We start from the raw sequence: 12,840 nt of genomic DNA on the forward strand, positions 1-12,840 counted from the left end.
GCAGGCCAGGATTAAATCGCCATTGATGATAGCAAATTGATTTGCGTCTGTTTGGCCATGTTATCGCGGTAATCAGCGACGCGGCTTGGCCAGTTTATTCCGGCAACCAGCGTCAGATTACGCAGCAGCGGAAAAAGTTGAATGTCATCTTCCGAAAGCTCGCCATTCACGGCGTTTGGCTTGACGATGAGTTTATCCAGTGCACGTAAATCATCGCTGATATTTTTAATTAACCCATCAGAATGTGAGAGAAGCTCGGCAAAATTACCCGCGCTGACCTCTTTCTTGTCGATGAAGTATTTGCGTGCGGCGGGAGTAGAAAACTCATCAAACGCCGATTTGGCAAAACGCGGCAACAGCAGTTTATTGGCATAGCCGTTGACCTTGCGCAGCCACTCTTCAATGGCAGGGGAGCGTTTACCCGTCAGTAACGGTTTGCCGTCGAGCTTATCCACATAGTGAACAATGTCCATGCTTTCTGGCATATAGCGGCTGTCATCTTTTTGCAGAATGGGAACCTGTTTTTGACCGACCATCCGGGTGGGTGTTTCTGCATCGTCGTTGAGCAGAACGTGTAATTCGACGGGGATATTTTTCAGGCCGAAAATCATGCGGGCTTTGAGGCAGTAAGGGCAGTGATCGTAAATATATAGCTTCACGTGACTCCTCCATTTGGCTGTCAGTTCACTTTCAGTATGGAGGAGTCAGGGGGGAGTATCAAATCAGGCGTCGTGTTCCAGCAACCGACGTGCGGCACGTTTATGGCTAAATTGCCAGCCCAATGCAAGGAAGGTGATGAGGCCAATAACGCCCAACATCATCCACGGCAACTCCGGTTGTTGCGTGGATTTACCCAGGTCAAACAGCCAGCCGCCGCCGATATAGCCAATAGCGCCGCCTATCGCCAGGCCCAGCCGACTAAACCCCATATAACTGCCGCGCGCTCGTGCATCCGCTAACGAGGCGCTAAGAGTTTCACGCGCAGGTTCGGCAATGATCGAGCCAATATAAAACAGACAAATCAGGGTGAAAAGTTGTTGCAGGCCACTGACCATGCCCACGGGTATCATGCTTAATGACATCACCAGTAGCCCCGCCATCAACCGATGTTCCAGACGAAAACGCTTTTCGCTCCAGCGGGCGATAGGGTAGAGCAACGTTAACGACAGACACGCTTCGATGGCATACATCCATTTAACGGCAGAGGGCGCTCCGGCAACGTCGTTGACCATAATCGGCAGCATCAACATCACCTGCACCGCCAGCATGTAGTAGCCCGCGAGTGTCAGGACATAGGTGACAAAACGTTTATCGCGCATCACGCGGGTCATGCCTTCGCGGACTGGCGTGCGAACGGTAGAGAGTTTCCACGCAGGCAACAACCAGGCGTTAAACGCTGCACACAATACAAACAGAATTGCCCCCGTGGCGCAGACCAGGCGAAAATCGTATTGCAATAACCAACTCCCCAACAGCGCGCCAATGACCGCACCGGCACTGTCCTGCATCATCAACAGGGAGAAAAAACGACCCCGTTGTTCCGGACGAATTAATTTCACCACCAGCGCCGAACGCGGCGGATCAAATAACGTACCGCCGAGGCCCGAGAGCAAACAAGAAAACCACAGCATCCAGGGTTCATGGGCGATGCCCATGGTGGCGAATCCGGCGGCGCGCATCAGCATACCGGTAACGATCATCGGTTTAGCGCCAAAACGGTCGGCAATAGCACCGCCGAAAATGCCTAATCCTTGCTGAATGAACTGACGCAGACCGAGGGCAATACCGACCATTACGGCGGCCCAGCCCATTTGATCAACGAAGCGGATAGAGATCAGCGGGAAGACAACAAAGAACCCCAGCACGACCAGCATATTATCGACGAGAAGGAAATATTTACCCAGGTTCCTCGCCTGCGATACGCGCGACATTTCCCCTCCCGGGAAATAAAAGATGAGCACTTTCTATTCTGCATTGCTGCTAAGATTTTTCCCATCATATCGGGGACAATATTTTTTTATCAAAACGTCGCTTTGATAGAGAGTTTTTATCAAATATGTGAATAATGCAGAAAATGGTATTTTGGACTTTTCACAGGCTCTGGTTGCGCAGGTATAGTAATACTTACAGCGTATTAAAGACGTTACGGGAAGGAGTAGGTATAGAATGTTTGGCTATCGCAGTAACGTGCCAAAAGTGCGCTTAACCACCGACCGACTGGTCGTGCGTCTGGTGCATGAACGTGATGCCTGGCGACTGGCGGATTATTACGCAGAGAATCGCCATTTCCTGAAGCCCTGGGAGCCGGTGCGCGATGAAAGCCACTGCTATCCTTCAGGCTGGCAGGCCAGGTTAAGCATGATTAACGAATTTCATAAACAGGGCTCAGCCTTTTACTTTGGATTATTTGATCCAGATGAGAAAGAGATTATTGGCGTAGCCAATTTTTCCAATGTGGTACGCGGCTCTTTTCACGCCTGTTATCTCGGTTATTCGATCGGACAAAAATGGCAGGGGAAAGGACTGATGTTTGAAGCTCTGACCGCCGCCATTCGCTATATGCAACGTACCCAACATATTCATCGCATTATGGCCAACTATATGCCGCACAATAAACGCAGCGGTGATTTGCTGGCGCGGTTGGGGTTTGAAAAAGAAGGCTATGCGAAAGATTATTTGTTGATTGATGGAAAATGGCGCGATCACGTACTGACGGCATTAACCACCCCGGACTGGACGCCCGGCCGCTAAGGAGAATTTCATGAAGTATCAACTTACCGCACTGGAAGCCCGTGTGATTGGCTGTTTGCTGGAAAAACAGGTGACGACGCCAGAGCAATACCCGCTTTCCGTGAATGGCGTGGTAACGGCCTGTAACCAGAAAACAAACCGTGAACCGGTAATGAATCTGAGCGAATCCGAGGTACAGGAGCAACTGGATAATCTGGTAAAACGCCATTATCTGCGCACGGTGAGTGGCTTTGGTAATCGAGTCACCAAATATGAACAGCGTTTCTGCAACTCTGAGTTTGGTGACCTGAAACTTAGCGCCGCGGAAGTCGCATTAATTACCACCTTGTTGTTGCGCGGTGCTCAGACGCCAGGTGAACTGCGCAGTCGCGCGGCGCGGATGTATGAATTCAGCGATATGACGGAAGTAGAAACGACGCTGGAACAACTGGCTAATCGCGAAGATGGGCCTTTTGTCGTTCGTCTGGCTCGCGAACCGGGTAAACGCGAAAGCCGCTATATGCATCTTTTCAGTGGCGAGGTGGATGATCAGCCTGTGCTTACAGAAACGTCGGACGCGGTTGGTGGTGATTTACAATCCCGCGTCGAAGCCCTGGAAATCGAGGTGGCAGAACTGAAACAGCGTCTTGATTCGTTGCTGGCCCATCTGGGAGATTAACGTGAAAAAATTACGTATCGGCGTAGTGGGTTTAGGCGGCATCGCGCAAAAAGCGTGGCTGCCAGTGCTGACAGCTGCGTCTGACTGGACGCTACAGGGGGCGTGGTCGCCAACGCGTGAGAAAGCCATCTCAATTTGTGAAAGCTGGCGCATTCCTTACGCCGATTCGTTATCTAACCTTGCCGCCAGTTGCGATGCGGTATTTGTCCACTCCAGCACCGCCAGTCATTTTGAGGTGGTCAGTGCGTTATTAAATGCAGGTGTACATGTCTGTGTCGATAAACCGCTGGCGGAAAATCTGCGCGATGCCGAGCGACTGGTTGAACTTGCAGCGCGCAAAAAACTGACACTGATGGTCGGCTTTAACCGTCGTTTCGCGCCGCTGTACTGTGAGTTAAAAACGCAGCTTGCCAGCGCAGCCTCGCTAAGAATGGATAAACATCGTACCAATAGCGTCGGGCCACACGATCTTTATTTCACCTTGCTGGATGATTATCTGCATGTGGTTGATACCGCGTTGTGGTTGTCTGGCGGCAATGCAACTCTCGAAAGCGGTACGTTGCTGACTAATGAGTCTGGCGAAATGCTGTTTGCCGAGCACCATTTTTCGGCAGGTCAGTTACAAATCACCACCTGTATGCATCGTCGTGCCGGAAGTCAGCGTGAAGCGGTGCTGGCAGTGACTGAAGGGGCATTAATCGACATCACCGATATGCGTGAATGGCGTGAGGAGCGTGGGCAGGGCGTGGTGCATAAACCGATTCCTGGCTGGCAAAGTACCCTCGAGCAGCGTGGATTTGTCGGTTGTGCGCGCCATTTCATTGAATGCGTGCAAAATCAGACAGTTCCGCAAACCGCGGGTGAACAGGCGGTGCTGGCGCAGCGCATCGTTGATAAGATCTGGCGCGATGCGATGAGTGAATAAACCCTGTAACATCTGGCGGTAGCAATTCACCATAATCCAGGTAGACTATTCGCCTCTTTCAGCGCCTGCCTTGCAGGCGTTTTGCCGTGGGTCTGGATTAGAACACCGATGAATTTATTAAAATCGCTGGCCGCCGTCAGCTCGATGACCATGTTTTCGCGTGTGCTTGGCTTCGCACGCGACGCTATTGTCGCCAGAATCTTTGGCGCAGGGATGGCAACCGACGCCTTTTTTGTCGCGTTCAAACTTCCTAACTTGTTACGCCGTATCTTTGCTGAAGGGGCATTCTCCCAGGCTTTCGTGCCGATTCTGGCGGAATATAAAAGCAAGCAGGGTGAAGATGCCACGCGGGTCTTTGTCTCTTATGTCTCTGGTCTGCTGACACTGGCGCTGGCGGTTGTGACGGTCGCCGGCATGCTCGCCGCGCCGTGGGTGATCATGGTAACCGCGCCGGGCTTTGCGGATACTGCCGACAAATTCGCACTTACCAGCCAGTTATTACAGATTACTTTTCCTTATATCTTATTGATTTCACTGGCATCGCTGGTGGGGGCAATTCTGAATACCTGGAACCGTTTCTCGATTCCGGCATTTGCCCCAACGTTACTCAACATCAGCATGATTGGCTTTGCGCTGTTTGCTGCGCCGTACTTTAATCCACCTGTGCTGGCGCTGGCGTGGGCAGTTACGGTGGGCGGCATCCTGCAACTGGTTTATCAGCTGCCGCATCTGAAGAAGATTGGCATGTTGGTATTGCCGCGCATTAACTTCCACGATGCAGGGGCGATGCGCGTAGTGAAACAGATGGGGCCGGCGATTCTTGGCGTCTCTGTTAGCCAGATTTCCTTAATCATCAACACTATTTTTGCCTCATTTCTTGCCTCCGGCTCGGTGTCATGGATGTATTATGCCGACCGTTTGATGGAGTTTCCGTCCGGTGTACTGGGCGTGGCGCTGGGGACCATTTTGCTGCCGTCGTTGTCGAAAAGTTTTGCCAGCGGTAATCACGATGAATACAACCGTCTGATGGACTGGGGGCTGCGTCTCTGTTTCCTGCTGGCGCTGCCAAGCGCGGTGGCGCTGGGCATCCTCTCCGGTCCGTTAACTGTTTCGCTGTTCCAGTACGGTAAATTTACCGCCTTTGATGCGCTGATGACCCAGCGGGCGTTAATTGCCTACTCGGTAGGTTTGATTGGCCTGATTGTGGTGAAAGTGCTGGCTCCGGGCTTTTATTCACGGCAGGACATTAAAACGCCGGTGAAAATTGCCATCGTCACGCTGATTTTGACGCAATTGATGAACCTTGCATTTATCGGCCCGTTGAAACATGCCGGACTGTCGCTTTCCATTGGTCTGGCGGCGTGTCTGAATGCTTCGCTGCTTTACTGGCAGTTGCGTAAGCAGAAAATCTTTACCCCACAACCCGGCTGGACTGCGTTTCTGCTGCGTTTACTCGTGGCGGTTCTGGTGATGTCTGGTGTGCTTTTAGGCATGTTGCATATTATGCCGGACTGGTCGTTGGGCACTATGCCCTGGCGTTTACTGCGTTTGATGGCGGTCGTTGTCGCGGGAATTGCAGCATACTTTGCCGCACTGGCCGTGTTGGGCTTCAAAGTAAAAGAATTTGCTCGTCGTACTGCTTAACGTAGAATTCCGGCCTGCATCGCAGGCCGGAGAAAATCTTCAAATAGAAATCTTTTTACCACCGCGCCAGGGTGTTGAGGTCTGACCGTTCGCCCCGTACAGTGTCGGCTCCTGATGCGGTTTCAGCATTTCCAGTGCCTGTTGATTGCGCTCAATCTGCCCCTCCAGTAGCCAGCCGTTATGCTGATTTAACTGGCGCAATTGCTGCGTTTTCTCGGTGATTTCCTGCCAGCATTGCGCAATATCTTCACTTATTTCTGTATCCGGTGCCTGTCGACGCAGCTGTTCCAGGTAATCCAGAGTCGCCAGCATTGAGCTTTTTTGTTCTGTAATATGTTGCAGCTGGCTACCGGTGAACTGCCCCATAGAGAGATGTTGCTGCTCCTGGACCATCACTATATTAAGCTCGTTAAGCACCACAGACATCTGGTTGAGAATCTCAGCAAGACGCGGCATCTGATTATTTACTCATTAAATCTTGTTGCACTTCGTTGATCAGCGCATCGGCAATTTTGCCGACATCCATTTTTAGTTCACCATTACGAATCGCCAATTTTAATGCTTCAACGCGTTCAAGATTGATATCACTGCTGCCCGGTTGCATCAGTGTTGCCTGCGCATCGCTTAACTTGACGTTAGTACTGGCGGTAGCCGTCGTTTTTGCTGCGCGGGTATTGGCTACCGGAGCGTCACTGGTTTCACGTGGCTGAACGGTGCTTACAGGCTTCAGGGGGGAAGTGCGGTCAATACTCATGGTTTATTCCTCATTGAGGGCGCTTTATCATTTGTTGCTTATTTATCGGCAATGGACGGGCAATCTTTAATAGCTTACAGGTTTATAAGAATATTCCCATCGGCATCCACTACGCCACTGACTACCTGACCCGATATCATTCTCACGCGGGCTTTTTGCGCGACGGAAGCGTTATTCAGCGCCAGACCTTCAGCATTTGCACTGAACCCATCGCCACTGGCAATCACGTTAACACGTTGTCCTGCTTTTACCCGCCAGGCCTGACGCAGCATAGTCAGCTGTATAGGTTGTTCGGGGACCAAATCGCGCAGGCTAACCGCATCAACCAGTTGATTAACATCCAGAACGGTACGCGGCGGTAGTGTATCCAGTCTGCCACGTTTAAGTTTTACACTGCCAGCGTCAAGCTTTCCCCCACGCACAACAGGCATTGCTGCAACAACATAATTCCCTGTCGCCTGTACATTCACTTGCACGTAATGCTTATCGTTGCCACAACGTGCCAGCACATTCACATTGCCCCACAGGCGGGCGTTATTAGTCATGGAAAGCAGCGGCTGTTCGCATGGCGGCAATAAATTGGGTGCAGTACGAATAGAAACGTGGACCTCATCACTTAGCCCTGCCAGTTGTGCAACGAAATAGGTTTGCAATTGTGAGGGGAAATCGCCAGCCGCACTAAGTGGACTGAACAACATCGTGATGATCGCCACACAGCGCATTATTGTCAGCATTTCTGCCCCCGGCTATTTTCACAGCCTGAATTGTACCCGTACGCAATGACCATCAACGGCATAAATAGCAACCCATTTTGCTTTTATTCCGCCGATAACGCGCGCGTAAAGTCTTTAAGCTGACGGCAGAATTTTGATATCTGCGGAGGAGATATGCTCGATAAGCTCGACGCCGCCTTACGTTTTCAACAAGAGGCACTCAATCTGCGCGCCCAGCGTCAGGAAGTGCTGGCGGCAAATATCGCCAATGCCGATACCCCTGGTTATCAGGCGCGCGATATGGATTTTGCCAGTGAACTTAAAAAAGTGATGCAGCGCGGGAGAGATGAAACCAGCGTGGTCGCGCTGACGTTGACCTCGTCGCAGCATATTCCAGCACAGGCGTTGTCACCTCCTGCCACAGAATTGCAATACCGTATTCCGGACCAGCCTTCACTGGACGGCAATACCGTGGATATGGATCGCGAACGCACCCAGTTTGCCGATAACAGCCTGCAATACCAGATGAGCCTTAGCGCGTTGAGCGGACAAATCAAAGGCATGATGAACGTATTACAAAGCGGAAATTAACGGATGGCACTGCTGAATATTTTTGACATCGCCGGATCGGCGTTAACCGCTCAGTCTCAGCGTCTGAACGTGGCTGCCAGCAACCTGGCCAACGCCGACAGCGTGACGGGGCCAGATGGTCAGCCCTATCGGGCAAAACAGGTGGTGTTCCAGGTGAACGCCGCGCCAGGGGCAGCGACGGGCGGAGTCAAAGTGGCTGACGTGATTGAAAGCCAGGCCCCGGACAAACTGGTCTATGAACCGGGTAATCCGCTGGCGGACGCGAAGGGCTACGTGAAAATGCCAAACGTCGATGTGGTAGGCGAGATGGTTAACACCATGTCGGCGTCGCGCAGCTATCAGGCCAACGTTGAAGTACTCAATACGGTGAAAAGCATGATGCTGAAAACCCTCACGCTCGGTCAATAAAGGAGAAAGTCATGTCCATTGCGGTAACCACCACCGATCCGACAAATACCGGCGTCAGCACTACCAGCAGTAGTTCGATTACGGGCAGTAACGCCGCCGATTTACAGAGCAGCTTTCTGACGTTGCTGGTGGCGCAACTGAAAAACCAGGATCCGACCAATCCAATGGAAAACAACGAGCTGACGTCACAACTGGCGCAAATCAGCACGGTCAGCGGGATTGAAAAGCTCAACACCACACTCGGTTCGATTTCCGGGCAGATTGATAACAGCCAGTCGCTACAGGCCAGCAACCTGATTGGTCACGGCGTGATGATCCCCGGCACCACCATTCTTGCCGGTACAGGCAGTGAAGAAGGGGCGGTGACCACCACCACGCCGTTTGGTGTTGAGCTGCAACAGGCCGCAGACAAAGTGACCGCAACCATAACCGATAAAAATGGCGCGGTTGTGCGCACCATTGATATTGGTGAGCTCAGCGCCGGAGTCCACAGTTTCACCTGGGACGGCACGTTGACCGATGGTACGACCGCGCCGAACGGTTCTTATAACGTGGCAATTAGTGCCAGCAACGGCGGTACGCAGTTGGTTGCCCAGCCATTGCAGTTTGCGCTGGTACAGGGCGTGATTCGCGGCAATAACGGTAACACGCTGGATCTCGGCACTTACGGCACCACCACCCTCGACGAAGTACGGCAGATAATTTAAGCCTTCACATTTCAGGAGTCAGTCATGGCCTTTTCTCAAGCGGTTAGCGGATTAAACGCTGCCGCCACCAATCTCGATGTCATTGGCAACAATATCGCCAACTCCGCCACCTATGGCTTTAAATCCGGCACGGCTTCTTTTGCTGATATGTTTGCTGGTTCGAAAGTGGGACTGGGGGTAAAAGTTGCTGGCATCACTCAGGATTTTACCGATGGCACGACCACAAATACTGGCCGTGGCCTGGACGTCGCTATCAGCCAGAACGGTTTTTTCCGTCTGGTAGACAGTAACGGTTCGGTGTTTTACAGCCGTAACGGGCAATTCAAACTGGATGAAAACCGTAATCTTGTGAATATGCAAGGTTTACAGTTGACCGGGTATCCGGCAACCGGTACGCCTCCGACCATCCAGCAAGGGGCGAATCCAGGCAGTATTTCGATTCCAAATACCTTGATGGCGGCGAAGTCCACGACCACGGCGTCTATGCAGATTAACCTTAACTCCAGTGATACGCTTCCTACCGTTACGCCATTCAGCGCCAGTGATGCCGATAGCTATAACAAAAAAGGTTCGGTAACGGTGTATGACAGTCAGGGTAATGCCCATGACATGAGCGTCTACTTTGTGAAGACGCAAGATAATACCTGGGATGTCTACACCCAGGATAGTAGTGCTCCAAACAGCATTGCAACGATAGCGACAACACTGGAATTTGATGCCAATGGTGTTCTGACGTCGGATCCAACAAAGGATATTACCACTGGCGCGATTAACGGCGCGGAACCTGCGACATTCTCCCTCAGCTTCCTCAACTCTATGCAGCAAAACACCGGCGCTAACAATATTGTGGCAACCACCCAGAACGGTTACAAACCGGGCGATCTGGTGAGTTATCAAATCAACGATGACGGCACGGTAGTCGGGAACTATTCGAACGAACAAACCCAATTGCTGGGTCAGATTGTGCTGGCCAACTTTGCCAACAACGAAGGGCTGGCATCAGAGGGGGACAACGTCTGGTCTGCAACGCAGTCTTCTGGTGTAGCGCTGCTGGGAATCGCCGGGACCGGCAATTTTGGCGCACTGACCAACGGCGCCCTGGAAGCGTCCAACGTCGATCTCAGCAAAGAACTGGTCAATATGATTGTCGCCCAGCGTAACTATCAGTCTAACGCTCAGACCATCAAAACTCAGGACCAGATCCTCAACACGCTGGTTAACTTACGCTAATTGCTGACGGGATAGCTCGATGGATCACGCAATCTATACCGCGATGGGCGCCGCCAGCCAGACGCTGAATCAACAGGCGGTGACCGCCAGCAATCTGGCGAATGCCTCCACGCCCGGTTTTCGCGCGCAGTTAAACGCCTTGCGCGCAGTGCCGGTGGAAGGGCTTTCTCTGCCCACACGCACTCTGGTGACGGCATCTACGCCAGGTGCAGATATGACGTCCGGCAAGATGGATTTCACCTCTCGCCCCCTGGATGTTGCGTTGCAGCAGGATGGCTGGCTGGCCGTGCAGACCGCTGACGGCAGCGAGGGGTATACGCGTAATGGCAGCATTCAGGTTGATCCCGGTGGACAACTAACGATTCAGGGGTATCCGGTGATTGGCGAGGCGGGGCCGATTGCCGTGCCGGAAGGGGCGGAAATTACTATCGCCGCCGATGGCACCATTTCGGCGCTCAATCCGGGCGATCCGGCAAATACCGTTGCGCCAGTAGGACGGTTGAAACTGGTGAAAGCCATGGGCAGTGAAGTGCAGCGTGGTGATGATGGGATCTTTCGTTTGAGTGCGGAAAGTCAGGCCTCGCGTGGTCCGGTGTTACAGGCTGACCCGACGTTACGAGTGATGTCGGGCGTGCTGGAAGGTAGCAACGTCAATGCCGTTTCGGCAATGAGCGACATGATTGCCAGTGCGCGGCGTTTTGAAATGCAGATGAAGGTAATAAGCAGCGTCGATGATAACGCTGGTCGCGCCAACCAACTGCTGTCGATGAGTTAATTGAAAGGATAAATGACAAACATAAGTTGCCCGACGGGCCTGCGGGATGATTCGCAATTTATTGATTTTGCGAGCTCTTGTAGGCCGGATAAGGCGTTTACGCCGCATCCGGCGAGAAGACATATGCGATTTGTCAGCAATCCACTACAGGACATTTTATGATCAGTTCATTATGGATCGCCAAAACGGGCCTCGATGCCCAGCAAACCAATATGGACGTCATTGCCAACAACCTGGCAAACGTCAGTACCAATGGTTTCAAGCGCCAGCGGGCGGTGTTTGAAGATCTGCTTTATCAAACCATTCGCCAGCCTGGCGCACAGTCTTCCGAACAAACTACCTTGCCATCCGGGTTACAAATCGGTACGGGAGTACGTCCGGTCGCCACTGAACGCTTACACAGCCAGGGCAACCTGTCGCAAACCAATAACAGCAAAGATGTGGCGATTAAAGGGCAGGGCTTTTTCCAGGTCATGCTGCCGGATGGCTCATCAGCCTATACCCGCGACGGCTCTTTTCAGGTGGATCAGAACGGGCAACTGGTGACGGCGGGCGGTTTTCAGGTGCAGCCAGCAATCACCATTCCGGCGAATGCGTTAAGCATTACCATTGGTCGTGATGGCGTGGTCAGCGTTACCCAGCAAGGACAGGCCGCTCCGGTTCAGGTTGGACAACTCAATCTCACCACTTTTATGAACGACACTGGCCTGGAGAGCATTGGCGAAAACCTCTACACCGAAACACAATCCTCCGGCGCACCGAACGAAAGCACGCCAGGTCTGAATGGCGCTGGGCTGTTGTATCAAGGATATGTTGAAACGTCTAACGTCAACGTGGCGGAGGAACTGGTCAACATGATTCAGGTACAGCGCGCCTACGAAATCAACAGTAAAGCGGTATCCACCACCGACCAGATGCTGCAAAAACTGACGCAACTCTAAAGCATACCGGTAGGGCAACTTACCGGTTTATTGATTTTTGAAGATGATAGCCATGCGAAAAAAATACGGCATTTCCACCTTGTTGGTGCTTTCACTGGCCGGCTGCGCCTGGATCCCGTCTACCCCGCTGGTGCAGGGGGTGACCACGGCACAACCTGTACCCGGCCCGACGCCCGTCGCCAATGGTTCCATTTTTCAGTCTGCCCAGCCGATTAATTATGGCTATCAGCCGTTATTTGAAGATCGCCGACCACGCAATATCGGCGATACGCTGACTATTGTGTTGCAGGAAAATGTCAGCGCCAGCAAGAGTTCGTCTGCTAATGCCAGCCGCGACGGAAAAACCAACTTCGGGTTTGATACTGTACCGCGCTATTTGCAGGGGCTGTTTGGTAATGCCCGTGCCGACGTTGATGCCTCTGGCGGTAATAGCTTCAATGGCAAAGGCGGGGCAAATGCCAGCAATACCTTTAGCGGCACCTTGACCGTGACGGTTGATCAGGTGCTGGTCAACGGCAACCTGCATGTGGTGGGCGAAAAACAGATCGCCATTAATCAGGGTACGGAATTTATTCGTTTCTCCGGCGTGGTCAATCCACGCACCATCAGTGGCAGCAACACTGTACCGTCAACCCAGGTGGCAGACGCGCGCATTGAGTACGTTGGCAATGGCTACATTAACGAAGCACAAAACATGGGCTGGTTACAGCGTTTCTTCCTTAACCTGTCTCCAATGTAAGTGA

Annotated in this window: 16 protein-coding genes; 11 read left to right on the top strand and 5 right to left on the bottom strand. The window is 52.4% G+C overall.

Annotation, left to right across the window (positions count from 1 at the left end; genetic code table 11):
• Nucleotides 1-11 precede the first annotated feature (11 nt).
• On the bottom strand, nt 12-659 hold the full coding sequence (gene grxB / locus FEK46_RS05430; protein ID WP_130259666.1) for a glutaredoxin 2: 648 nt from the start codon (nt 657-659) through the stop codon (nt 12-14).
• A gap of 63 nt (nt 660-722) precedes the next feature.
• The gene (mdtH, locus tag FEK46_RS05435; RefSeq protein ID WP_131162252.1) at nt 723-1,931 is read right to left on the bottom strand and encodes a multidrug efflux MFS transporter MdtH; all 1,209 of its coding nucleotides are present in this window, start codon (nt 1,929-1,931) and stop codon (nt 723-725) included.
• Nucleotides 1,932-2,166: 235 nt separating this feature from the next.
• Between mdtH and rimJ the strand changes: the two genes are divergently transcribed.
• The 4 genes from rimJ to murJ all read left to right on the top strand — a co-directional run bounded on the left by rimJ (nt 2,167) and on the right by murJ (nt 5,978).
• Nucleotides 2,167-2,751: a ribosomal protein S5-alanine N-acetyltransferase gene (gene rimJ, locus FEK46_RS05440; RefSeq protein WP_130205501.1), complete on the top strand. Its 585-nt coding sequence runs from the start codon at nt 2,167-2,169 to the stop codon at nt 2,749-2,751.
• 10 nt (nt 2,752-2,761) lie between these two features.
• Nucleotides 2,762-3,409, top strand: coding sequence for a YceH family protein (locus FEK46_RS05445; RefSeq protein ID WP_064528533.1), 648 nt, complete (start codon nt 2,762-2,764; stop codon nt 3,407-3,409).
• A 1-nt stretch (nt 3,410) separates the two neighbouring features.
• Nucleotides 3,411-4,334 carry a Gfo/Idh/MocA family oxidoreductase gene (locus FEK46_RS05450; protein WP_135559658.1) on the top strand — a complete coding sequence of 308 codons (924 nt, stop codon included), beginning with the start codon at nt 3,411-3,413 and terminating at the stop codon, nt 4,332-4,334.
• Nucleotides 4,335-4,442: 108 nt separating this feature from the next.
• Nucleotides 4,443-5,978: a murein biosynthesis integral membrane protein MurJ gene (gene murJ / locus FEK46_RS05455; protein ID WP_130205507.1), complete on the top strand. Its 1,536-nt coding sequence runs from the start codon at nt 4,443-4,445 to the stop codon at nt 5,976-5,978.
• Nucleotides 5,979-6,017: 39 nt separating this feature from the next.
• On the opposite strand, the gene flgN is transcribed toward murJ, so the two are convergent.
• The 3 genes from flgN to flgA all read right to left on the bottom strand — a co-directional run bounded on the left by flgN (nt 6,018) and on the right by flgA (nt 7,466).
• Nucleotides 6,018-6,434, bottom strand: a complete 417-nt coding sequence (gene flgN / locus FEK46_RS05460; protein ID WP_130205509.1) for a flagella biosynthesis chaperone FlgN — start codon at nt 6,432-6,434, stop codon at nt 6,018-6,020.
• 4 nt (nt 6,435-6,438) lie between these two features.
• Nucleotides 6,439-6,732 carry a flagellar biosynthesis anti-sigma factor FlgM gene (gene flgM, locus FEK46_RS05465; protein WP_130205511.1) on the bottom strand — a complete coding sequence of 98 codons (294 nt, stop codon included), beginning with the start codon at nt 6,730-6,732 and terminating at the stop codon, nt 6,439-6,441.
• A 74-nt stretch (nt 6,733-6,806) separates the two neighbouring features.
• Nucleotides 6,807-7,466 (bottom strand): flagellar basal body P-ring formation chaperone FlgA, encoded by a 660-nt coding sequence (gene flgA / locus FEK46_RS05470; RefSeq protein WP_135559657.1) that lies wholly within the window; start codon nt 7,464-7,466, stop codon nt 6,807-6,809.
• A 153-nt stretch (nt 7,467-7,619) separates the two neighbouring features.
• Between flgA and flgB the strand changes: the two genes are divergently transcribed.
• From flgB to flgH, 7 genes are all read left to right on the top strand, one after another.
• On the top strand, nt 7,620-8,036 hold the full coding sequence (gene flgB / locus FEK46_RS05475; RefSeq protein WP_130216143.1) for a flagellar basal body rod protein FlgB: 417 nt from the start codon (nt 7,620-7,622) through the stop codon (nt 8,034-8,036).
• Nucleotides 8,037-8,039: 3 nt separating this feature from the next.
• Nucleotides 8,040-8,444: a flagellar basal body rod protein FlgC gene (gene flgC / locus FEK46_RS05480; protein ID WP_001196460.1), complete on the top strand. Its 405-nt coding sequence runs from the start codon at nt 8,040-8,042 to the stop codon at nt 8,442-8,444.
• A gap of 11 nt (nt 8,445-8,455) precedes the next feature.
• Nucleotides 8,456-9,151 (top strand): flagellar hook assembly protein FlgD, encoded by a 696-nt coding sequence (gene flgD, locus FEK46_RS05485; RefSeq protein ID WP_064528545.1) that lies wholly within the window; start codon nt 8,456-8,458, stop codon nt 9,149-9,151.
• Between the two features lie 24 nt (nt 9,152-9,175).
• The gene (gene flgE, locus FEK46_RS05490; protein WP_135406384.1) at nt 9,176-10,381 is read left to right on the top strand and encodes a flagellar hook protein FlgE; all 1,206 of its coding nucleotides are present in this window, start codon (nt 9,176-9,178) and stop codon (nt 10,379-10,381) included.
• Between the two features lie 19 nt (nt 10,382-10,400).
• Nucleotides 10,401-11,156 carry a flagellar basal-body rod protein FlgF gene (gene flgF / locus FEK46_RS05495; protein WP_135559656.1) on the top strand — a complete coding sequence of 252 codons (756 nt, stop codon included), beginning with the start codon at nt 10,401-10,403 and terminating at the stop codon, nt 11,154-11,156.
• A gap of 158 nt (nt 11,157-11,314) precedes the next feature.
• Nucleotides 11,315-12,097: a flagellar basal-body rod protein FlgG gene (gene flgG / locus FEK46_RS05500; protein WP_000625837.1), complete on the top strand. Its 783-nt coding sequence runs from the start codon at nt 11,315-11,317 to the stop codon at nt 12,095-12,097.
• 43 nt (nt 12,098-12,140) lie between these two features.
• Nucleotides 12,141-12,836 carry a flagellar basal body L-ring protein FlgH gene (flgH, locus tag FEK46_RS05505; protein ID WP_135559655.1) on the top strand — a complete coding sequence of 232 codons (696 nt, stop codon included), beginning with the start codon at nt 12,141-12,143 and terminating at the stop codon, nt 12,834-12,836.
• Nucleotides 12,837-12,840: the final 4 nt, after the last annotated feature.

Origin of the sequence: Escherichia sp. E4736, assembly GCF_005781225.1 — a bacterium.
Classification (GTDB): Bacteria; Pseudomonadota; Gammaproteobacteria; order Enterobacterales; family Enterobacteriaceae; genus Escherichia.